The organism is Mesorhizobium sp. B263B2A, from assembly GCF_020165775.1.
Taxonomy (GTDB): Bacteria; Pseudomonadota; Alphaproteobacteria; order Rhizobiales; family Rhizobiaceae; genus Mesorhizobium; species Mesorhizobium opportunistum.
This window is the reverse complement of the sequence record NZ_JAIUIU010000037.1, coordinates 1-18,551: the sequence shown is the minus strand read 5'-3', so window position 1 is coordinate 18,551 and position 18,551 is coordinate 1. Positions and strand designations below refer to the sequence as shown.

Annotated in this window: 20 protein-coding genes and 1 pseudogene; 14 read left to right on the top strand and 7 right to left on the bottom strand. The window is 64.9% G+C overall.

Annotation, left to right across the window (positions count from 1 at the left end; genetic code table 11):
- Positions 1-79 precede the first annotated feature (79 nt).
- The 4 genes from LB568_RS31160 to LB568_RS31145 all read left to right on the top strand — a co-directional run bounded on the left by LB568_RS31160 (position 80) and on the right by LB568_RS31145 (position 5,011).
- Entirely contained in the window at positions 80-1,651 is a 1,572-nt protein-coding gene (locus LB568_RS31160; RefSeq protein WP_224732182.1) for a sugar ABC transporter ATP-binding protein, read from the top strand.
- Positions 1,648-2,649 carry an ABC transporter permease gene (locus LB568_RS31155; protein WP_224732181.1) on the top strand — a complete coding sequence of 334 codons (1,002 nt, stop codon included), beginning with the start codon at positions 1,648-1,650 and terminating at the stop codon, positions 2,647-2,649. The genes LB568_RS31160 and LB568_RS31155 overlap by 4 nt, the downstream gene beginning before the upstream one ends.
- 77 nt (positions 2,650-2,726) lie before the next feature.
- The gene (locus tag LB568_RS31150; RefSeq protein WP_224732180.1) at positions 2,727-3,884 is read left to right on the top strand and encodes a substrate-binding domain-containing protein; all 1,158 of its coding nucleotides are present in this window, start codon (positions 2,727-2,729) and stop codon (positions 3,882-3,884) included.
- A 128-nt stretch (positions 3,885-4,012) separates the two neighbouring features.
- Positions 4,013-5,011: a bestrophin family protein gene (locus LB568_RS31145; RefSeq protein WP_140576551.1), complete on the top strand. Its 999-nt coding sequence runs from the start codon at positions 4,013-4,015 to the stop codon at positions 5,009-5,011.
- Positions 5,012-5,262: 251 nt separating this feature from the next.
- On the opposite strand, the gene LB568_RS31140 is transcribed toward LB568_RS31145, so the two are convergent.
- Positions 5,263-5,550 (bottom strand): hypothetical protein, encoded by a 288-nt coding sequence (locus tag LB568_RS31140; protein WP_013894414.1) that lies wholly within the window; start codon positions 5,548-5,550, stop codon positions 5,263-5,265.
- A gap of 91 nt (positions 5,551-5,641) precedes the next feature.
- Positions 5,642-6,394: a DUF899 domain-containing protein gene (locus LB568_RS31135; protein WP_224685345.1), complete on the bottom strand. Its 753-nt coding sequence runs from the start codon at positions 6,392-6,394 to the stop codon at positions 5,642-5,644.
- Between the two features lie 382 nt (positions 6,395-6,776).
- Between LB568_RS31135 and LB568_RS31130 the strand changes: the two genes are divergently transcribed.
- The 3 genes from LB568_RS31130 to LB568_RS31120 all read left to right on the top strand — a co-directional run bounded on the left by LB568_RS31130 (position 6,777) and on the right by LB568_RS31120 (position 9,638).
- Positions 6,777-7,997 carry a helix-turn-helix domain-containing protein gene (locus tag LB568_RS31130; RefSeq protein WP_224732179.1) on the top strand — a complete coding sequence of 407 codons (1,221 nt, stop codon included), beginning with the start codon at positions 6,777-6,779 and terminating at the stop codon, positions 7,995-7,997.
- 33 nt (positions 7,998-8,030) lie between these two features.
- Positions 8,031-8,663, top strand: a complete 633-nt coding sequence (locus LB568_RS31125; RefSeq protein ID WP_023769467.1) for a DUF5074 domain-containing protein — start codon at positions 8,031-8,033, stop codon at positions 8,661-8,663.
- 144 nt (positions 8,664-8,807) lie between these two features.
- Positions 8,808-9,638, top strand: coding sequence for an aldo/keto reductase (locus LB568_RS31120; RefSeq protein WP_224732178.1), 831 nt, complete (start codon positions 8,808-8,810; stop codon positions 9,636-9,638).
- A gap of 95 nt (positions 9,639-9,733) precedes the next feature.
- On the opposite strand, the pseudogene LB568_RS31115 reads toward LB568_RS31120, so the two are convergent.
- Positions 9,734-9,871, bottom strand: a pseudogene (locus LB568_RS31115) (DUF559 domain-containing protein); the annotation flags it as partial.
- A 73-nt stretch (positions 9,872-9,944) separates the two neighbouring features.
- Positions 9,945-10,253, bottom strand: coding sequence for a hypothetical protein (locus tag LB568_RS31110; RefSeq protein ID WP_013894419.1), 309 nt, complete (start codon positions 10,251-10,253; stop codon positions 9,945-9,947).
- 171 nt (positions 10,254-10,424) lie between these two features.
- On the opposite strand from LB568_RS31110, the gene LB568_RS31105 reads away from it, so the two are divergent.
- Together LB568_RS31105 and LB568_RS31100 are read left to right on the top strand one after the other, a co-directional pair.
- Positions 10,425-11,081, top strand: a complete 657-nt coding sequence (locus LB568_RS31105) for a glutathione S-transferase family protein (RefSeq protein ID WP_224732196.1) — start codon at positions 10,425-10,427, stop codon at positions 11,079-11,081.
- A gap of 279 nt (positions 11,082-11,360) precedes the next feature.
- Positions 11,361-12,863, top strand: a complete 1,503-nt coding sequence (locus LB568_RS31100) for an ATP-binding protein (RefSeq protein ID WP_224732177.1) — start codon at positions 11,361-11,363, stop codon at positions 12,861-12,863.
- Positions 12,864-12,888: 25 nt separating this feature from the next.
- Here the strand turns inward: LB568_RS31100 and LB568_RS31095 are convergent, their stop codons facing one another.
- Positions 12,889-13,167, bottom strand: a complete 279-nt coding sequence (locus LB568_RS31095; protein ID WP_013894422.1) for an usg protein — start codon at positions 13,165-13,167, stop codon at positions 12,889-12,891.
- Between the two features lie 16 nt (positions 13,168-13,183).
- Entirely contained in the window at positions 13,184-13,339 is a 156-nt protein-coding gene (locus LB568_RS31090; RefSeq protein ID WP_013894423.1) for a hypothetical protein, read from the bottom strand.
- 327 nt (positions 13,340-13,666) lie between these two features.
- Here LB568_RS31090 and LB568_RS31085 point away from each other — a divergent pair, with 327 nt between their 5' ends.
- The 5 genes from LB568_RS31085 (at position 13,667) to LB568_RS31065 (ending at position 17,436) form a co-directional block, all read left to right on the top strand.
- Positions 13,667-13,981 carry a co-chaperone GroES gene (locus tag LB568_RS31085; RefSeq protein ID WP_023768249.1) on the top strand — a complete coding sequence of 105 codons (315 nt, stop codon included), beginning with the start codon at positions 13,667-13,669 and terminating at the stop codon, positions 13,979-13,981.
- Between the two features lie 57 nt (positions 13,982-14,038).
- Positions 14,039-15,670 carry a chaperonin GroEL gene (gene groL / locus LB568_RS31080; protein WP_224732176.1) on the top strand — a complete coding sequence of 544 codons (1,632 nt, stop codon included), beginning with the start codon at positions 14,039-14,041 and terminating at the stop codon, positions 15,668-15,670.
- 68 nt (positions 15,671-15,738) lie between these two features.
- On the top strand, positions 15,739-15,954 hold the full coding sequence (locus tag LB568_RS31075) for a hypothetical protein (protein WP_013894426.1): 216 nt from the start codon (positions 15,739-15,741) through the stop codon (positions 15,952-15,954).
- Between the two features lie 60 nt (positions 15,955-16,014).
- Entirely contained in the window at positions 16,015-16,722 is a 708-nt protein-coding gene (locus tag LB568_RS33740; protein ID WP_318013310.1) for a DUF982 domain-containing protein, read from the top strand.
- Positions 16,723-16,833: 111 nt separating this feature from the next.
- Positions 16,834-17,436 carry a cupin domain-containing protein gene (locus tag LB568_RS31065; RefSeq protein ID WP_224732175.1) on the top strand — a complete coding sequence of 201 codons (603 nt, stop codon included), beginning with the start codon at positions 16,834-16,836 and terminating at the stop codon, positions 17,434-17,436.
- A 32-nt stretch (positions 17,437-17,468) separates the two neighbouring features.
- Here the strand turns inward: LB568_RS31065 and LB568_RS31060 are convergent, their stop codons facing one another.
- A complete protein-coding gene (locus tag LB568_RS31060; protein WP_224732174.1) occupies positions 17,469-18,449 on the bottom strand; it encodes an ABC transporter permease in 981 nt (326 codons plus the stop codon).
- Positions 18,450-18,551: the final 102 nt, after the last annotated feature.

Sequence of the window (18,551 nt, the reverse complement as noted above, 5' to 3'; positions counted from 1 at the left end):
TCACAAAAAAAGTAAGATAAGTCTCAAAAGAGATATCGTCGGGGTAGGGGACGCTTCAAAGGGAGGAAGTGCGGGCGTCATGATCGAACCGGGTTCGACTGCGATGATGTCCGAAATCCCCTTGCTGCGCGTCGAGGGCGTCAGGAAGCGGTTCGGCGGCGTCAATGCGCTGCGCGGCGTCAGTCTGGAAATCCGGTCCGGTGAAGTGCACGCCCTGCTCGGCGAAAACGGGGCCGGCAAATCGACGCTGATCAAGATCCTGAGCGGTGTGCACGTGCATGATGGCGGTTCGATCGAAATCGACGGCAAGCCTGTCTCGTTCGCTTCGCCCGCCCAGTCGCGCGATGCCGGCGTGGCGGTCGTCTACCAGGATCTGAGCCTGGTCGAGTCGCTGTCGGTTGCCGACAATCTGCTCTTGGGACGAGAGCCGAAGACGCGGCTTGGCTTCCTGAAGAAGCGGCAGCTGGTGGCGCAGGCCGAAGCCTTCCTCAAATCGCAGAACATCCCGCTCGACGCCCGCGCCATGGTCGGCTCGCTGCCCTTTGCCTATCGCCAGATGACCGAGATCGCCAAGGCGCTGATGGGCGATGTCCGCCTGCTCATTCTGGACGAGCCGACCTCGGCGCTGACCGACGATGAAGAGAAGATCCTTTTCGAGGCGATCCGGGCGGTAGCGGCGCGCGGCGTCGGGGTGATCTATGTCACGCATCGCCTCAACGAAGTGTTCCGGATTTCGAGCCGGGTGACGGTCTTCCGTGACGGACAGAACGCCGGAACCTTCGTCACGGCGCAAACCACTATGCGGCAATTGGTCGGTGCGATTGTCGGGCCCGATCACGCCGTCCTGAAGGCTGAGGGCACGGCATCAGCGCAAAGCGTGCCGTCATCGGCCGGTCCATCTCAAAAGCCCGTGCTCGAATTGACCGACGTCAGCAACGACCGGCTGGACCGCGTCGATCTCGAGCTGCGCGGTGGCGAGATTCACGGCCTCGCCGGCCTGATCGGCAGCGGACGCACCGAAATCCTGCAGACCATCTTCGGCCTGCGGTCCATTCAGTCCGGCGAAGCCAGGCTGGAGGGTGTTTCGCTTGCTGGAACCGATCCGGCGGCGGCAATAAGGCGAGGCATCGCGCTGGTGCCGGAGGACCGGCATGTCCAGGGCCTTGTGCTCGAACATTCGATCGAGCGCAACCTCGTGCTGCCAAGGCTGCGGGAGTTCTCCCGCCTCGGTTGGCTGCAGCGCCGGTCCTCCAGTGAGCGCGCCAATGCCGCGATGCGCCGGCTGGCCGTCAAGGCCCCCAACGCATCGACCACGGTGAAGAACCTGTCCGGCGGCAACCAGCAGAAGGTCGTGTTCGGCAAATGGAACGAGCCGCGGCCGCGGGTGCTGTTGCTCGACGAGCCGACGGTCGGTGTCGATGTCGGCGCGCGCGAGGAGATTTATGGCGTCATTCGTGCCGCGGCCGCCGCGGGCAGTGGCGTTCTTTTGGTGTCTTCGGATCTCTCGGAACTGCTGCAGCTTTGCGACCGCATCTCGATCGTCGTCGATGGCCACATCGCCAGGACGATTGGGCGGCAGGAATTCGGCAGCGCCGAGGATCTCCATCACCTCATTCAACTTTCGCAGCCATCGGAAGAGCACGCGGCATGATCGATACCCAAAGCCCGGCAAAGGCACCAATGGCAAGGGGCGCCTCCAACCAAGCGGGCGGTCGCTCGGCGCTGCAGCATCTGCTTCAGGGCGAGCGTCCCTACATGCTCTACGTCGCCTTCGCCGTCATGCTGATCGTCTTCAGCCTGGCATCGCCCTGGTTCCTGTCGATCGACAATTTTCTCAACATCGGCCGGCAGACGACGCTGGTCTCGATCATCGCGGTGGGCATGACATTCGTCATCATCTCCCGGCAGATCGACCTGTCGGTCGCCTCGACGCTGGCGCTTTCGGGCATGAGCGCGTCGCTGGCCATGGCTTTCCTGGCCAACAATTGGGTCGTCGGCGCCGTCGCGGGGCTGGGCACCGGCGCGCTGATCGGACTGATCAACGGTGTCTTGACCACCCGCCTCGAAATCCCGTCCTTCCTGGTGACGTTGGGCACGTTGAGCGCTGCGCGCGGCCTGGCGCTGATGGTCACCAACACCAAGCCGGTCATCATCACCAACGAATACTATTTCGCGATCTTCGGTGAAGGCTCGGTGCTTGGTATCCCGGCGCCGATCCTGTGGACGCTTGGCGTCACCGTGGCCGGCATCCTGCTCTTGCACTACAGCGTCTACGGGCGGCGCATCTACGCGGCGGGCGGCAATCCGACGGCCGCACTCTATTCCGGGGTCCACATCAAGCAAGTCACCACGCTGGCCTTCGTGCTGACCGGAACGCTCGCCGGACTGGCATCGCTGATCCTGTCGGCGCGCTCGCACGCGGCGCGGCCAGATGTCGTGCAAGGCATGGAGCTCGATGTCATCGCTTCGGTCATCCTTGGCGGCTGCAGCCTGTTCGGCGGCCGCGGCTTCGTGCTCGGTACGCTGCTCGGCAGTCTGATCATCGGCACACTCAACAATGGGCTGGTGCTGCTCGGCGTCAGTTCGTCGCTGCAACTCGTCATCAAGGGAGCAATCATCGTCGCCGCGGTCGCGTTCACGAGGAGGTAAGGCGCGTCCCGCTCACCAGCAGAAAATCGCCGGCTCCAAACGGCGACAGGAACGTCAACGATCAACGGAGGAAAGTCATGAAACAACAGGCACGAATCCACTCGCTTTTATGTACATTGAGCCTCGCCGCCAGCGCCTTCGCGCTGTCGACGTCGCTTGGACTGGCGCAGACGCCGGAGACTTGCGTCACCGGTGTCGACATGGCCACGCTCGGCCCCAAGGGTATTGTGGGGCAGGGCCCGCACGGCGAAAAGGCAGCCTCGCCCGACGAGCTGAAATTGACCGACGACGAAGCCGCCAAGGTCAAGGCCGGCAAGTTCAAGGTCGGCATTTCCATGCAGACGGTGAACCTCGACTGGTCGCAGTTGCAGGTGCAAGGCATCAGTGAAACGCTTGCCAAATATGGCGTCACTGTCACCGGCGTGGCATCGGCCGAATATCAGGTCGACAAGCAGATCGCCGATATCGAAAACACCATCCAGCAGCATCCAGACGGCATCATTTCCATCCCCGTCGATTTCACCGCGACGGCGCCGACCTACAAGAAGGTGGGCGAGGCCGGTATCAAGCTGGTGTTCATGGACAGCATTCCGGTCGGCCTCGAATCTCCGAAGGATTTTGCCTCGATGATCTCGGCCGACAGCCAGGGCAATGGCCAAATCGCGGCAACGATCCTGGCGTCCTGCATGCCCAAGGGCGGCACGATCGGACTGGTGAATTTCGGCGTCGACTATTTTAGCACCAACGAGCGCACAAAGGGCGTCAGCGAGTGGATGAAGAAGAACCGTCCCGACATCGTCATGAAGCAGGTCGACTTCACCGATCCCTCGAAAGTATCGCAGATCGCCGGCGACTTCCTCACCGGCAATCCCGATGTGAAGGGCCTGTACGCGGTGTGGGACCAGCCGGCGCTCGACACGCTGTCCTCGATGCGTGCGCAAGGCATCGACATTCCGATCACCACGGTCGATCTCGGCCTGCAGTCGGCGATCGAGATCGCCAAGGGCGGGCCGCTCAAGGCGACCGGCTCGCAGCGCCCTTATGACCAGGGCGTCGCCGAGGCGCTGGCCATGATGAAGGCGCTGATCGGGCAGCCCACACCCGCCTGGGTCGGTGTGCAGTCGCTGCCGGTGGTGCAGTCCAACGTTCTGGAATCCTTCAAAACCGTCTTCCACAAGGATCCGCCGGCCGAACTGGTCGACGCCTGCAACAGCGCCAAGCCGAAATGCAACTGAGGTAGCGCCATGGGCGCGGGAGAAATCCCGCGCCCATGGGCCAGAACGGCCATTCATCGCGGGCACGCGGTATGCTAGGCGTCACAACAGCTTGATTTGTCTGTTATCCACGCTTTCGAGGGCATGCGATGTATGTAGGCCGTTCCTACAAACTGATCGATTTCGCGCTGTGGTCGCGGCGTAGCGTCATCTACATGGTGGTGGTGAGCGGCCTGGCCGTCGCGGCCTACCGCCTTCCCGGTATCGCTGGCTTCTCGGTGCCATGGTCGGTGGTGCTCGTGCTCGGCACCACGGTGTCGCTCGTCGCCGGCTTCAAGAATTCGCAGGTCTTCACCCGCAGCGGCGAGGCGCTGCAGGCGTTCACGCAAATCACCGCCAGCAGCCGGGTGTGGTCCAATTTCTGCCGCGACTTCCTCGATGCACCGACGGCGAAGCAACTCATCTACCGCCACATCGCCTGGATGACGGCGCTGCGCTTTTCCCTGCGGCGGCCGATGCCGTGGGAATCCATGGGGAAGGCGGCCAACATCGAGTACATGCGGCGCTACCGCATCCGGGAGGACAAGGGCTCCATCGCCGACGAGTTGCGCCCGTTGCTGGCCGAGCAGGCCGACAAGGTGCTGAAATCGTCGCAGCCGGCGTTGGCCCTGCTCGAGATGCAATCGGTCCAGGTCAACGCGCTGTTCAAGGACGCCAAGCTTCCCCCGCAGATTTACGTCGAACTGACGAAGCTGATCCGCGACCTCCACGACCAGCAGGCGCGCTGCGACCGCATCAAGAACAACCCCTATCCGCGCCAATACGCCATCGTCAGTTCCATGTTCGTCATGATCTTCTGCACGCTGCTGCCGTTCGGCGTCGTTCCGGTCTTTGCGGAGATGGGCAAGCTTGGCGGCGTGCTGAGCACGGTCGGCATCTGGCTGACGATCCCATTCAGCACGCTGCTGGGCTGGGCCTATATGTCTCTCGACCAGGTCGGCGAGAGCAGCGCCAACCCGTTCGAGGGCAATGCCAACGACGTTCCGATCTCGCAGATCTGCCGCGACATCGAGATCGAACTGCGCGCGGGACTTGGCGAGGTTGAGCTGCCCAAGCCATTGTTGCCGGTGAATGATATCGCGACTTGAAGTGCTGGCCACCTCTCCGGCGCCGTCGGAGAGCGGAACGTCAGCCATCGGCATCTTGCCGCACACCGCGAAATCGTCGCGCAGGTTGAGCGCGCAGGCGCGGATCCTGACCAGCGCGTCATCCGGCCCTGGCCGGGGCGGATCTTCCTCGACCAGGTCGAGCCTGTCCGAGCCACCGGGCGCTCTTAGCCTGACCAGCCGCATAGTCTTTCTCCGACGTGTGCGATATTTTGATATGCGGCGAGCCGGATCTAGCGGGCCTGCCGGCCGGAAATCACGCGCAACCAGGGCGCCAGATGGAAGGCGCTCATCAACAGATACATGGCCGGCATCCCGGTTAAAGACGCGCTGGTTAAAGACGGGCCGGTCAGCGGCGAGCTGCCCATGCACAGCATGGCCGCTTCGCCGCCCTGAACGCAGGAGAGCAGGGCCATCACGGCGAAGGTGGGTGCTGCCGCGAGGCACAGCCAGTCGGCGATGCCAGGGGCGGCGATGTGTTCGGAAGTCGCGCTGCCGATGCCAGAATGGATGTCGTTCATGGTCTTTTCCTTGGTGTCCTGGCCTGCAGGGTTTGGTTTCCTCTCCCCATTTCATGAGGGAGAGGAAACTTTCGGCCTTTCCGGCCAGACGCTACTGATCGCTCTTTTCGCGGAAGGCGGCTTCGCCGGCCGCCGACACCTCGGCCCACTTCTTGTCGGCCCCGGCTTCGTAATTGTCGTGCCAGTTCCACCAGCTGTAGAGCTGGGTCTGGGGATAGCCTTCGGGCGAATCTTCCCAGATCTCCTGGCGGCCGAGAGGGGTGGCGTCGAGATAGCTCCACACCGTGCCCAAGGCCTCGTCGCCGCGGGTGTTGATGAAATAGGTTCGGAAGACGCGGTCGCCATCATGGATGAACACGTTGTGGCCGTGCCATTCGTCGACGCCGAAATCCTTGTCGAAGCTATCGGTGATCGTATACCAGGGCATCTTCCACTCCATCCGCTGCTTCAGCCTGACGATGTCGGGCTGCGGCGCGCGCGAGATGTAGGCAAGCGTGGTGTCGCGGGCGTTGAGATGGGCGAGGTGGCCGACCTGGTCGGCGCCGAGCGAGCAGCCGCGGCAGGCGTGGTCGGGCCAGCCATAGACGCCAGGCTCGAAGAAGGCGCGGTAGACGATCAACTGGCGGCGGCCTTCGAACAGGTCGAGCAGGCTGGCCTTGCCATTCGGGCCCTCGAACACATAGGCCTTGTCGACTTCCAGCCAAGGCATGCGGCGACGCTCGGCGGACAGCGCGTCCTTGGCACGCATGGTGGCCTTTTCCTTGACCAGCATCTTTTCGTACGCGGCATCCCATTCCTGTCTTGAAACGATCGGTGGGGTCTTCATCGTCATGTGCTTGGTCATTGGTCTTCTCCTTTGCCAGTGGCGCCATCGCGGCGTGTTGTCGTGTGGGGATCCGGAACCAGCGTAGAACGGTGAAGCGGAGCGCTGGGAGTTACAAAAGTGGCGGGATCTGAATCGTCCGGCCCGGCGCAGCAGGGGTGGCGGGGCCGTGCGGTGTGCTCGAGGTCGTCGGTTGCAGGCATTTTCAATTTCCCTATTAAGATGCTTATTGTTCGTACCTGAGATGCTCAGGTTGGCGACGCCGGTATTGACATCAACGGTGGCCGTGATGCCCTCAGCCATGTGGCCAGGTTTGGCCGATGCGGCTTGCTGACCGGCGGTGGTGATTTAAGTTAGGGCGGCGTGGCGTTGGGGTGGGAGTTACAAGTGTGACGGGATTTGAATGGACTCGCTGATCACCGCGGCAGGACTGGCCTTGGCGGCCGGCGATCCGCTCGGCGCGCTGGACCGCGTCGCCTTGCGCGAGGACGCGCCCGCGCTGGCGCTACGCGGCATCGCCATGGCGCAGCTCGGCGACTTCGAACGCGCCAAGCTGCTGCTGCGGCGGGCCGCGCGCGCCTTCGGCCCGAGAGAGGCCGTGGCGCGCGCCAGATGCGTTGTCGCCGAGGCCGAGATCGCGCTGGTCTCGCGCGACCTCGGCTGGCCGGCCAAGGCGCTCGATGCGGCGCGCACGACGCTGGAGAAGCACGGTGACGGCCTGAACGCGGCGCATGCCGGCCACCTCAAGGTGCGGCGGCTGCTCTTGATCGGCCGCCTCGACGAGGCCGAGCATGTGTTGGCCGGGCTCGACCCGACGCCGCTCCCGCCGGCGGCAAGAGCCGCGCATGAGCTTGCCGTTGCCGGCATCGCCATGCGTCGCCTGCGGACCAGGCCGGCGCGCGCGGCGCTGGAATGGGCACGCCACGCTGCCCAGCGGGCTGGCATTCCAGGCCTTATGGCTGAGGTCGACAGCGCGTCCCTGGCGCTTGAAACACCCGCTGCGCGGCTGATCGCGCAAGGCACGGAGCGGCCGCTGCTGCTCGAAGAGGTCGAGGCGCTGCAGGGGTCGCCGGCGTTTGTCGTCGATGCCTTTCGCTATGCCGTGCGTGCCGCGGATGCCACGGTCACGCTGGCGAGCCGGCAGGTGCTGTTCGCGTTGGCGCGTGCGCTCGCCGAGGCCTGGCCCGGCGACGTGTCGCGCGAGGAGCTGGTGGCCAGGGCCTTCGGCGGCAAGCATGCGGATGAATCGCACCGCGCGCGCCTGCGCGTTGAGGTCGGGCGGCTGCGCGCCGAGCTGCGCGGACTGGCGGAGATCAGCGCCACCAAGCGCGGCTTCACGCTGGCCCCGCGCCAGGCGCGTGCCGTGATGGTTCTGGCGCGGCCGATCGAGGAGCGGCACGCGGCCGTGCTGGCCTTGCTCGCCGATGGCGAGGCCTGGTCGAGCTCGGCCCTGGCGCTGGCGCTCGGAACCGGCCAGCGCAGCGTGCAGCGGGCGCTGGAGCCGCTCGCCGAGACCGGCAAGGTGCAGTCTTTCGGCCACGGCAGGGCGCGCCGCTGGATGACGCCGCCGGTGGCGGGTTTCACGACCACCTTGTTACTCCCGGCACCGCTCCCGCAAGGGTAGGAAGGGATGACGACCACAATCGAGGACAAAGACATGAAACATTCAGCGGCCGAAATCCTGCGCGAATACGGACCCTTTCCGGGGGTGAACAGCGTGCATGGCGTGAGTTTTGACGGCAACAATGTCTGGTTTGCCTCGGGCGACAGGCTGAATGCCTTCGATCCGCAGAGCGGGCAGGCGTTGCGTTCGATCGATGTCGCGGCCCATGCCGGCACTGCCTATGACGGCAAGCACTTCTTCCAGCTCGCCAATGATAGCATCCATAAGATCGACCCGGATACCGGGGCGGTTCTGGCCACCATTCCCGCGCCCGGCGGCGGCCGCGACTCCGGGCTGACCTGGGCCGAAGGGACGCTCTGGGTGGGGCAGTACCGCGAGCGCAAGATCCACCAGATCGACCCGGAGACCGGGACGATCCTGCGCACCATCGAATCCAACCGCTTCGTCACCGGGGTAACCTGGGTGGATGGCGAGCTGTGGCACGCCACCTGGGAAGGCGACGAGAGCGATTTGCGCCGTGTCGACCCGCAAACCGGCAAGGTTCTGGAGACGCTCGGCATGCCGGCGGGCATGGGTGTCTCGGGGCTGGAATCCGATGGCGGCGACCGCCTGTTCTGCGGCAGCACATCCGCCGGCGTGGTGCGGGCGGTGCGCCGGCCAAAATGAGCCGGGTGCTCTGACGGAGACAATCGGCACCGCCAGGTCAGTGCCGGGAATTTTGTCCGCCGACGACTGGCCGTTGTCCAGGGAGGTCCCTAGATAGGCTGCGTTGGGCGACCGCCCGGACATTTCTTCGCAAAGGACCTGACCATGCCCGAACAGATCACATTGAACGACGGCGCCGCCATTCCACAGCTTGGCCTTGGCGTCTGGCAGGTCGACGCCGACATCACCGCGCAAGTGGTCGGTTGGGCAATCAAGGCGGGTTACCGGCTGATCGACACCGCCGAGGGCTACCAGAACGAGGAGGGGGTCGGCGAGGCGATCCGCGCTTCCGATGTGGAGAGAAGCAAGCTGTTCATCACCTCGAAGCTGCGCAACGGCGCCCACCAGCGCGACGCGGCTCTCACGGCCTTCGACGACACGATGAAGAAGCTCGGCATCGAGCAGCTCGACCTGTTCCTGATCCACTGGCCGGTGCCCAGCCAGGACAAATATGTCGAGGCGTGGAAGACCCTCATCGAACTCAAAAAGGCCGGCCGCATCAAGTCGATCGGCGTTTCGAATTTCAACCAGGACCATCTGGAGCGCATCATCGGCGAGACGGGCGTGACGCCCGTCGTCAACCAGATCGAATTGCATCCGCGCTTCCAGCAGCGCGCGCTCAGGGATTTCCATGCCGGGCACAACATCCACACCGAAAGTTGGAGCCCGCTGGGCAGCGGCCGTCTGCTCAGCGATCCGACCATCGCGGGCATCGCCAAAAAGCACGGCAAATCCGCCGCGCAGACGATGATCCGCTGGCACCTTCAGGAGGGGCTGATCGTGATCCCGAAGTCTATCCACCAGGACCGCGTCGCGGCGAATTTCGATGTCTTCGATTTCGAGCTGGACGCGCAGGACCTGGAGACGATCCGGGGCATGGATTCGGCTGACGGCCGCAACGGACCGAACCCCGCCACGGCGGCGTTTTTGTTTTAAAAGTTTGACCTGAAGGAGCCGGCGGCGAAGCGGCCAATCTCCCCCCAAGTGGGGGAGATGCCCGGCAGGGCAGAGGGCGCTGTCCCGCCGGCATATCAGTTTGTGCCGCCCAAACCAGCAGCGATGACAATATGTTGGCAGACATTGTCGATGTCGCGAATCACATCGTCGTTGCAGAACCGCGGCACGCTCCAGCCGTCCTGTTCCAGACGCATGGACCTTGAAGTTTGCGCCCTACGGCGCCCCCCTCTGTCCTGCCGGACATCTCCCCCACGAGGAGGGAGATTGGCAGCTTCGCCCTTTGTGCTAAATCCCGGACCCATCCAATTGCTGCGCGTCTTCGCCTTCCCAGGGCGCCGGCATCGAGCCGCCACGGCTGAGATTGGCGGAGGGCAGGGGCATCCAGCATTTCAGCTCCGGCTCGGCGTATTCGACGACGCGGCCCGGCGAGGAATCCGATGCGCGCCAGCCTTCGCCGGCGAACTGGTCGCCGCGTGCCCAGTAGGCGAGGTCGACTTCAGCCGGCCCCTGTTCGGACGGGCGGACCGTGACCAGGATCCGGCTGCCGTCCTTTGGCGCCGTCGACATGTGGCGCCACCGTTCGGGCTCGTCCATCGCATTTCCTCCTGCCTTGGTACGAGATGAAGTGTCGCCTCGCCATCGGAGGCGGTCAACCCAAACTTTGTAGGATTATACCGGCCACAGCCGTCCTGGGTCTGGCGATACTCGCCAGGGCAAGGAGAGCATATGAGTGACGAGATCGAGCCGATGCCGGCCGGAGGCGAAATGAAACTCTACTTCAGCCGCAATCCCAATCCGCGCCTGGCGGTCGCGGTTGCGCGTTACCTCAAGGCTGATGTGACCTTCGAATTCGCCTCACCCTTCGCGCCGGGGCAAGCGGAGCGATTTCGGCCGCTCAATCCCAATCTTTCCCTGCCGATACTGGCGTGGCCGGGCGGCAGCCTGTGGGAAGCGGACGCCATCGCTTGCCGGCTGTCGCGCGACGTCGGATCGGATTTCTGGCGCACCGGCAATGACGAGCCCGAGATGATCCGCTGGCTAAGCTGGGGCAAGGAGAACTTCGCCAGGGCCTGCGACATGGTGCATTTCGAGCGTGGCACCAAGCAGCGCTATCATTTGGGCCCGATCGATCGCCAACCGGTCGAGGAGGGGCTGAAGCTGTTTCACACGATGGCGGCGATCCTGCAGGCGGGGCTAGCCGGGCGGCAATGGCTGGTCGGGGACCGGGTCTCCTATGCAGATTTCCGCATGGCGACGTTCCTGCCGTTCAACGATGTCGGCGGCCTGCCGCTCGGTGATTATCCCGTGCTTGCCGGCTGGTATCGCCGGCTCGAAGCGATCGAGGCCTGGCGTGACCCGTTCAATGGGCTGGATGCACCGCCCTTGCCGCCGGTGCCGCGGCAGGGCGATGGGGGGAGCTGACGACCGGCGTATACACAAAGGAAACTTGAAAACGCCGGTCGCCGGGCGGGGGTTGGGACGCACCACGTTGGGGCGCGATGCAAAGTCAGGCTACGCGGATGTCCGGCATCTTCAATTCGAACGCCGGCCCATGGTGAACAACCGGTTACTATCCACAGGCTCCATCCGGCAAACGGCATCTCTCGTGGCTGTGCGCAACGTCGGCCTGCCGGCCATCGGTGCTCGACGGGCCATGCTCCGGTTGATAAGCCCGTCTGCGAAGGAGCTGATGAGTCTGGCATGACCGTTGCGATCGAGATGGGAAACACGACGGCGGGCGCCCCGGCGACGCTCGATCTCGAGGAGCTGCTGGCGACCCGGCTTCTGGTGCAGGGCAATTCGGGCTCCGGCAAGTCGCATCTGCTGCGCCGGCTGCTGGAGCAGAGCGCACCCTGGGTGCAGCAGACCATCGTCGACCCGGAAGGCGACTTCGTGTCGCTGGGCGACCGCTACGGCCATCTGGTGATCGATGCCGAGGAGCATACCGAGCGCGGCTTGCAGGCCGCCGGGGAGCGGGCGCGCATCCACCGCGTCTCGACCGTGCTCAATCTCGAAGGGCTCGATGCCGAGAACCAGATGCGGCGCGCCGCCGCCTTCCTCGGCGGGCTGTTCGAGGTCGCCCGCGACCACTGGTATCCGATGCTGGTGGTGGTGGACGAGGCGCAGTTGTTCGCGCCGGCCGTGGCCGGCGAGGTTTCGGACGAAGCGCGCAAACTGTCGCTCGGCGCCATGACCAACCTGATGTGCCGTGGCCGCAAGCGCGGGCTGGCCGGCATCATCGCCACGCAGCGGCTGGCCAAGCTCGCCAAGAACGTCGCGGCGGAAGCCTCCAATTTCCTCATGGGCCGCACCTTCCTCGACATCGACATGGCGCGCGCCGCCGACCTTCTGGGCATGGAGCGGCGGCAGGCCGAGGCTTTCCGCGACCTGGAACGCGGGCAGTTCATGGCGTTGGGTCCGGCACTGTCGCGCCGGCCGCTCGGCCTGAGCATCGGCCCGACCGATACCAGCCCCCGCAACGGCACGCCACGGTTGATGCCGCTGCCGGAATCCGCGCTCGAGGATGCCCGCGCCGTCATCCTGGCCGCCCCGCCGCCCGAAACGGCGCGCGCGCCGCGCCGGACGGCGTCGCCGGACCTGCTCGACCAACTGATGGCGGCGAAGTCGGCGGCCCTGGAAATCCGCCCCGAACCAGCCGAGCCGCTGATCAGCGCGGAGGATCTGGCGGAGCGGCGCGAGCGTGTCGACCGCGTGCTGCGCGCCGTGCTGGCCGAGCCCGATGCGGGGTTCCGCGTCATCGGCGTGCTCTATCAGGAGTTCGTGGTTCGCTGCCGCATCGAGGGCCTCGCCTCGGTCGTGCCGGACCTGCCCGCGTTCCGCCGCATGCTGACGCGAGCTCGCGCCGGCCTCGGCTCCGAGACGACGCAGGATGACGCATGGAGGGACGTTTCCGTCCGCGCCTCGCTGCTGCCCGACGACATGCAGGGCGTGTTCATGATGATCGCTCGCGCGGCGAAGGAGGGCTGGCCGTGCCCGAGCGACGCCGCGATCGCGCGCGCCTATGGCTCGCACTCGCTGCGCCGCGCCCGGCGCCTCCTGACCTATATCGAGGAGCAGGGGCTCATCGTTTGCCAGCTCGACGGCACGGGAAAGCGCACCGTGACGCTGGTCGAACTCGCCTGGGCAACGGCGCCCGGCGACCCCAACGCCGAGGAGGCGGAGCAAGGGAGCCTGGCGCTGTGAGGGGGCCATGACTTGGCCAACTGCGCTACTGGATAGCGATGATGCCGTCGATGGCCCGCCATTCCGAAGGCTGGATCAGCCGGTGGTGGGCGACGCGGACCGAGTGCAGCGGGCCTTCGAGTTCGCGCTCCCAATAGGATAGGAACCCGTGAAGTTCGGGGAACTCGGGCGCAAGGTCGTAGTCCTGCCAGACATAGAGCTGGAGCAGGCTCGGATGATCGGGCAGGTGATAGTGAATCTCCGCCGTGGTCAGGCCGTAGCCTTCCATCTGGAGACGGAATTCCTTGCTGACGCTTGCGATCATTCGTTTCTCCTTCCTGTCAGGTATTAGGCATCCAGCCTGTCAAAAGGGTGATGGAATCGCCGCTCGGCTGGCGTAGTGCCGAGACGGTAGCCTGGAGCAGGCGGTCAAGCGCGCGGTTGGAGCTTTCGGCGGCAGGGGTGGATTTGAGCGGTGAAAAAATCTGTTGGTCCATCGATGTGCTCCGTCTGCAAACAACTCCTTGAGCGGATCGCGGTTCCGGCGCCCGGGATGCGCCGGCCGCCTATAATCTGTTGAACAAGGATCGAAGATTCAAGCCGGCGTCCGACCTGGATAAGGTCGCGATAACAGGCTCTTGGCACTCGTGGCGCATGAGTGCCAAAATTTTTTGGCGGGGCTCTTGAAACCGAAAAACGGCAAAACTAGCTCGATATGCGCGCGCGATGCCTGAGCAAGGGTCGCTGCGTTCCGCGCCGGCCGATTTTGCCGGTCCGGTTGCGGAGGAACCGCGAAAAACATGTTTGTCCAGAAGGAGAACGAAATGGCGTTCCGTCCATTGCATGACCGTATCCTGGTCCGCCGCATCGACGCCGAGGAAAAGACCGCGGGCGGCATCATCATTCCCGACACCGCCAAGGAGAAGCCGCAGGAAGGCGAGGTACTCGCTGTCGGTCCCGGCGCGCGCGACGACGGCGGCAAGCTGGTCGAGCTCGACGTCAAGGTCGGCGACCGCATCCTGTTCGGCAAGTGGTCCGGCACCGAAATCCGGCTCGACGGCCAGGATCTGCTCGTCATGAAGGAAAGTGACGTGATGGGCGTGATCGAAGAGGCCGCGCAGATCAAGAAGGCCGCCTGACGGCTTCTTGGAAATTCAACCAGTCAACGAATGCTGCCTAGATGAAGGAGTGATCCAATGGCTGCCAAAGAGGTTAAATTCCATACCGAAGCGCGCGAGAAGATGCTGCGCGGCGTCGACATCCTCGCCAATGCGGTGAAGGTGACGCTCGGCCCCAAGGGGCGCAACGTGGTGATCGACAAATCGTTCGGCGCCCCGCGCATCACCAAGGACGGCGTCACTGTCGCCAAGGAAATCGAACTTGAAGACAAGTTCGAGAACATGGGCGCGCAGATGGTCCGCGAAGTCGCTTCGAAGACCAACGACATCGCCGGCGACGGCACGACGACCGCGACCGTTCTTGCCCAGGCCATCGTCAAGGAAGGCGCCAAGGCGGTTGCCTCGGGCATGAACCCGATGGACCTGAAGCGCGGCATCGACAAGGCCGTGGAGGCGGTGGTGGCCGAGTTGAAGGCCAATGCCCGCAATGTGACAAGGAACGACGAGATCGCGCAGGTCGGCACCATCTCGGCCAATGGCGATGCCGAGATCGGCCGCTTCCTCGCCGAGGCGATGGAGAAGGTCGGCAATGAAGGCGTGATCACGGTCGAGGAGGCCAAGACCGCCGAGACCGAGCTCGAAGTCGTTGAGGGCATGCAGTTCGACCGCGGCTATCTCAGCCCTTACTTCATCACCAATCAGGACAAGATGCGCGTCGAACTCGACGAGCCCTATGTGTTGATCCACGAGAAGAAGCTCTCCAACCTGCAGGCGCTGCTTCCGGCGCTGGAGGCGGTGGTGCAGTCGGGCAAGCCGCTGCTGATCATCGCCGAGGATGTCGAGGGTGAGGCGCTCGCCACGCTGGTGGTCAACAAGCTGCGCGGCGGCCTCAAGGTTGCTGCCGTCAAGGCGCCCGGCTTCGGCGACCGCCGCAAGGCCATGCTGGAGGACATCGCCATCCTCACCGGCGGCACGGCGATCTCGGAAGATCTCGGCATCAAACTCGAGAATGTGACGCTGGAGATGCTGGGCCGCGCCAAGAAGGTGGTGGTCGAGAAGGAGAACACCACCATCGTCGATGGTGTCGGCCGCAAGGAAGAGATTCAGGGCCGCGTCGCGCAGATCAAGGCGCAGATCGAGGAGACCACCTCGGACTATGACCGCGAGAAGCTGCAGGAGCGGCTAGCCAAGCTTGCGGGCGGCGTCGCGGTGATCCGCGTCGGCGGCTCGACCGAGGTCGAAGTCAAGGAACGCAAGGACCGCGTCGACGATGCGCTCCATGCCACGCGCGCGGCAGTCGAGGAAGGCGTGCTGCCCGGCGGCGGCGTCGCGCTGCTTCGAGCCGCCAGGGCGCTCGATGCCGTCCAGACCGACAATCCCGACCAGAAGACCGGTGTCGAGATCGTGCGCCGTGCGATCGAAACGCCGGTGCGCCAGATCGCCGAGAATGCTGGCGCCGAAGGCTCGATCATCGTCGGCAAGCTGCGCGAGAAGAGCGAGTTCGGCTGGGGCTGGAACGCCCAGACCAATGAGTTCGGCGATCTCTATGGCCAGGGCGTGATCGACCCGGCCAAGGTGGTGCGCACGGCGCTGCAGGACGCAGCCTCCGTCGCCGGCCTGCTGGTGACCACCGAGGCGATGGTGGCCGAGAAACCGAAGAAGGAAGCCGCCACCCCGGCGATGCCCGCCGGTGCCGGCATGGATTTCTGAGCCCATGCATGACCGCCCGCTCCCCGGCTGGGGAGCGGGCATCAGGATGAAATCGAGCGGAGGTAAACATGGATGCGATGGCTGGCCTTGGACCCCTGCCGGCGCCGACACATGAGGCAAAGGAGTTCCTGGCCTACGAAAAAGAATGCCGCAGCGTGCTGCAGCCGCGACTGGCAGGGCTGCTCGACATGGCCGAAGCCGCCGGCTGGAGCCGGCGCACCGCGGCCTCGGCGCTGATGTTCCTGGCGGCGCAGCAGGTGTCGGCGGCGGCTGCCGGCGGTTGAACCGGCGAGCGATGTTCGTCGCACAGAAGATGAAGGGCGTTGTTGTTTGGAGGTGGAGACGTGATCGCGGGCCGGTTGCGTGAATGCCTGAGAATACTGAGATGGGAGGCGGCCGACCTCGCCGCCGAACTCGGCCGTCCGCAAGGAGAGATTGCGGCCTGGCTTGACGGCCGCAGCCGATCTCCATTTGCCGTCGCCGCCTGGCTCGAGGCGCTGGTGAAGGCACACAGGATGTTGCCGGCGCCAGGCAGGGGCACGCCGGCGCTGGACTCAGCCAACATCGGGCCGGCCAACATCGGGCCGGCCAGGATCGAACTGCCCAGGTCGAGCCGGGCGCGATCGGCGGTGCCCAACCGGCGGCTCAATCTTCCATACAAGACATCCATGCACCCTGTCGGCGGCGGGCCGCGCTCTCCTGTGTCAGGTCCGCCGCAGGTGCCGCATAATCGAGAGGAGGCAAAAGCCATGAATCGCGGGCAGTTTGAAGAACCGGTCACCGTTCTGGTCGGAATGGGCTTTCCGGTTGCGATCGAGAATGTGATGGAAGCCTACGCGCTGTTGCAGGATTGGCCGGCCGCCGGCCGCAACGGCGCGCACGCCATTGCGCTCAACGCCTGCAAGGCCGGCATTGCCGGCGAGATCGACCCCGAAACCGTGCGGGCGACGCTGGTCACCTTCGCAAGGCGCAACGACATACTGGTGCAGGACATGGTTGCGCCGGCCGCAGCGCTGGGCGATGCGCCGCGCGCGGGCGAACTCGCGGGTTGACCATACGGCCGCCGCCCGGCTTTCGCGCCAGGCGGCGGGCACAGCCTTGATGGAACCAAGCGACGGCACGCAGGTTGAACCGGCGTCGGTTCCCTGATGCGAGGCCATGTCATGAGCATCCTGCAAAGCATGAAGAAAGCAGCCGAACAGGTTACCGGCGTTGCAAGACCAGACAAGCGACAGGCCGCCGATCTCGTAAGGCCGCGAAAACCGAATGAATTCAGGTTCAGGGACGATGGCCTGGTGCCCAACCATCCATCCTGGCCGCTTGTCGTCTATCGCGGCGCCGTGCGGCTGCCGCAAGAATTCGATCCCGCGGCGGTCATGGAGGAGCTTTTCGGCGCCAATGGCTGGGGCGACAGCTGGCGCGACGGCATCTATGACTACGTTCATTACCATTCGCGCATCCACGAAGTGCTCGGCGTCGCGCGCGGCACAGCCAAAGTCCAGTTTGGCGGCAAGAAGGGACGAACACTGGCGCTGAAGGCGGGCGATGTCGCGGTTCTCCCGGCCGGCACCGGACACCAGCGGATCTCGGCGTCCGGCGACTTCCTCGTGGTTGGCGCCTATCCCGCATCCGGCACCTACGACGAATGCACGACCGCCGCCGACCACGCCAAGGCGATCGTGACGATCCCCAGGGTAGGCCGTCCGCGAAAGGACCCTGTCTATGGAAGCGAGGGGCCGTTGCTGACGGCCTGGAAGAAAGACTGAGGCGGTTCCAGCGAAGGCCAGGCGGTCGGGAACTACCGCTCCTCCACTATCCGCAAATAAGCCGCGGTCACGAACAGCACGATCAGCCCGAACAAGATCCGTCTCGCCCCCTCCGGCATCTGCAGGATGGTCAAGAGCGTCGTCAACACGGTCAGGATGAGCGCGCCGATGATGGTGCCGGTATAGCCGCCGCGGCCGCCGAAGATGGAGGTGCCGCCGATGACGGGGGCGGCGACCGAGGGCAGCACCAGGGGTTCGGCGAGGGAGAGCGACGGAGCCTTGATAAGGCCGATGTAGAGCAGGCCGGTGATGCCGGCGAGCACGCTGGAGGTGATGTAGAGCGCGGTGATGACCTGCCAGTATTGCACGCCCGACAGCCGCGTTGCGCGCTCATTGTCGCCGACGGCGTAGAGCAGGCGGCCGAAGCCGGTGCGGGCGAGCGTGAAGACGATCAGCGCGGCGAGCGGCACGAACAACAGCAGGGCGTTGGGAAAGCCCGAGGTGACGCCGGTGCCGAGCCAGGCGAGGAAGTCGGGGATTTTGGCGCCGGATGCGATCACCGTGCGCTGGTAGACCTGCAGGCAACCGGTGCCGATCAGGCTGGTGCCGAGCGTCATGATCAGCGGGTGGACGCGGAAGACGCCGACGCCGATGCCGTTGACCAACCCGATCAGCACCGCCGGCATCATCGCCAGCAGAAAGGCCACCGCCGGATCCTGGTTGACGACCTGCGTCGCCATGATGAAGGCGCTCATCGTCGCCACCGTGCCGACCGACAGGTCGATGCCGCCGGTCAGCATGGTCATGGTCTGGCAGCCGGCGAGGATCGCCAGCGGAATGGCGAATTTGATGGTGTTGGCGATCCAGCGCTCGTTGACGATGCCGGGGCGCAGGATCTGCAGGATCACCACCAGGATGACGAGCAAGATGATCAGCGGGATCAGCGGCCGGTCGGCCATGAAGCGTTTTAGGCGGCGGCCGAAGGGGACGGGGGTGAGTGCGGTGGCGCTCATGGGGTGGCTCGCGATAGAGTTGGCGCGACGCATCTTTCCCTTCTCCCCTTGTGGGAGAAGGTGGATCGGCGCGATAGCGCCGAGACGGATGAGGGGTGCTCC

Bases quoted from the DNA above. Each gene is read 5' to 3' on its own strand.
- LB568_RS31130 (WP_224732179.1), top strand. From the start codon at position 6,777: ATGGACTCGCTGATCACCGCGGCAGGACTGGCCTTGGCGGCCGGCGAT.
- LB568_RS31135 (WP_224685345.1), bottom strand. From the start codon at position 6,394: ATGACCAAGCACATGACGATGAAGACCCCACCGATCGTTTCAAGACAG.
- LB568_RS31100 (WP_224732177.1), top strand. From the start codon at position 11,361: ATGACCGTTGCGATCGAGATGGGAAACACGACGGCGGGCGCCCCGGCG.
- LB568_RS31065 (WP_224732175.1), top strand. From the start codon at position 16,834: ATGAGCATCCTGCAAAGCATGAAGAAAGCAGCCGAACAGGTTACCGGC.
- LB568_RS31060 (WP_224732174.1), bottom strand. From the start codon at position 18,449: ATGAGCGCCACCGCACTCACCCCCGTCCCCTTCGGCCGCCGCCTAAAA.
- LB568_RS31110 (WP_013894419.1), bottom strand. From the start codon at position 10,253: ATGGACGAGCCCGAACGGTGGCGCCACATGTCGACGGCGCCAAAGGAC.
- LB568_RS31085 (WP_023768249.1), top strand. From the start codon at position 13,667: ATGGCGTTCCGTCCATTGCATGACCGTATCCTGGTCCGCCGCATCGAC.
- groL (WP_224732176.1), top strand. From the start codon at position 14,039: ATGGCTGCCAAAGAGGTTAAATTCCATACCGAAGCGCGCGAGAAGATG.
- LB568_RS31120 (WP_224732178.1), top strand. From the start codon at position 8,808: ATGCCCGAACAGATCACATTGAACGACGGCGCCGCCATTCCACAGCTT.
- LB568_RS31140 (WP_013894414.1), bottom strand. From the start codon at position 5,550: ATGAACGACATCCATTCTGGCATCGGCAGCGCGACTTCCGAACACATC.
- LB568_RS31090 (WP_013894423.1), bottom strand. From the start codon at position 13,339: ATGGACCAACAGATTTTTTCACCGCTCAAATCCACCCCTGCCGCCGAA.
- LB568_RS31095 (WP_013894422.1), bottom strand. From the start codon at position 13,167: ATGATCGCAAGCGTCAGCAAGGAATTCCGTCTCCAGATGGAAGGCTAC.
- LB568_RS31150 (WP_224732180.1), top strand. From the start codon at position 2,727: ATGAAACAACAGGCACGAATCCACTCGCTTTTATGTACATTGAGCCTC.
- LB568_RS31160 (WP_224732182.1), top strand. From the start codon at position 80: ATGATCGAACCGGGTTCGACTGCGATGATGTCCGAAATCCCCTTGCTG.
- LB568_RS31155 (WP_224732181.1), top strand. From the start codon at position 1,648: ATGATCGATACCCAAAGCCCGGCAAAGGCACCAATGGCAAGGGGCGCC.
- LB568_RS31075 (WP_013894426.1), top strand. From the start codon at position 15,739: ATGGATGCGATGGCTGGCCTTGGACCCCTGCCGGCGCCGACACATGAG.
- LB568_RS31145 (WP_140576551.1), top strand. From the start codon at position 4,013: ATGTATGTAGGCCGTTCCTACAAACTGATCGATTTCGCGCTGTGGTCG.
- LB568_RS31125 (WP_023769467.1), top strand. From the start codon at position 8,031: ATGAAACATTCAGCGGCCGAAATCCTGCGCGAATACGGACCCTTTCCG.
- LB568_RS31105 (WP_224732196.1), top strand. From the start codon at position 10,425: ATGAAACTCTACTTCAGCCGCAATCCCAATCCGCGCCTGGCGGTCGCG.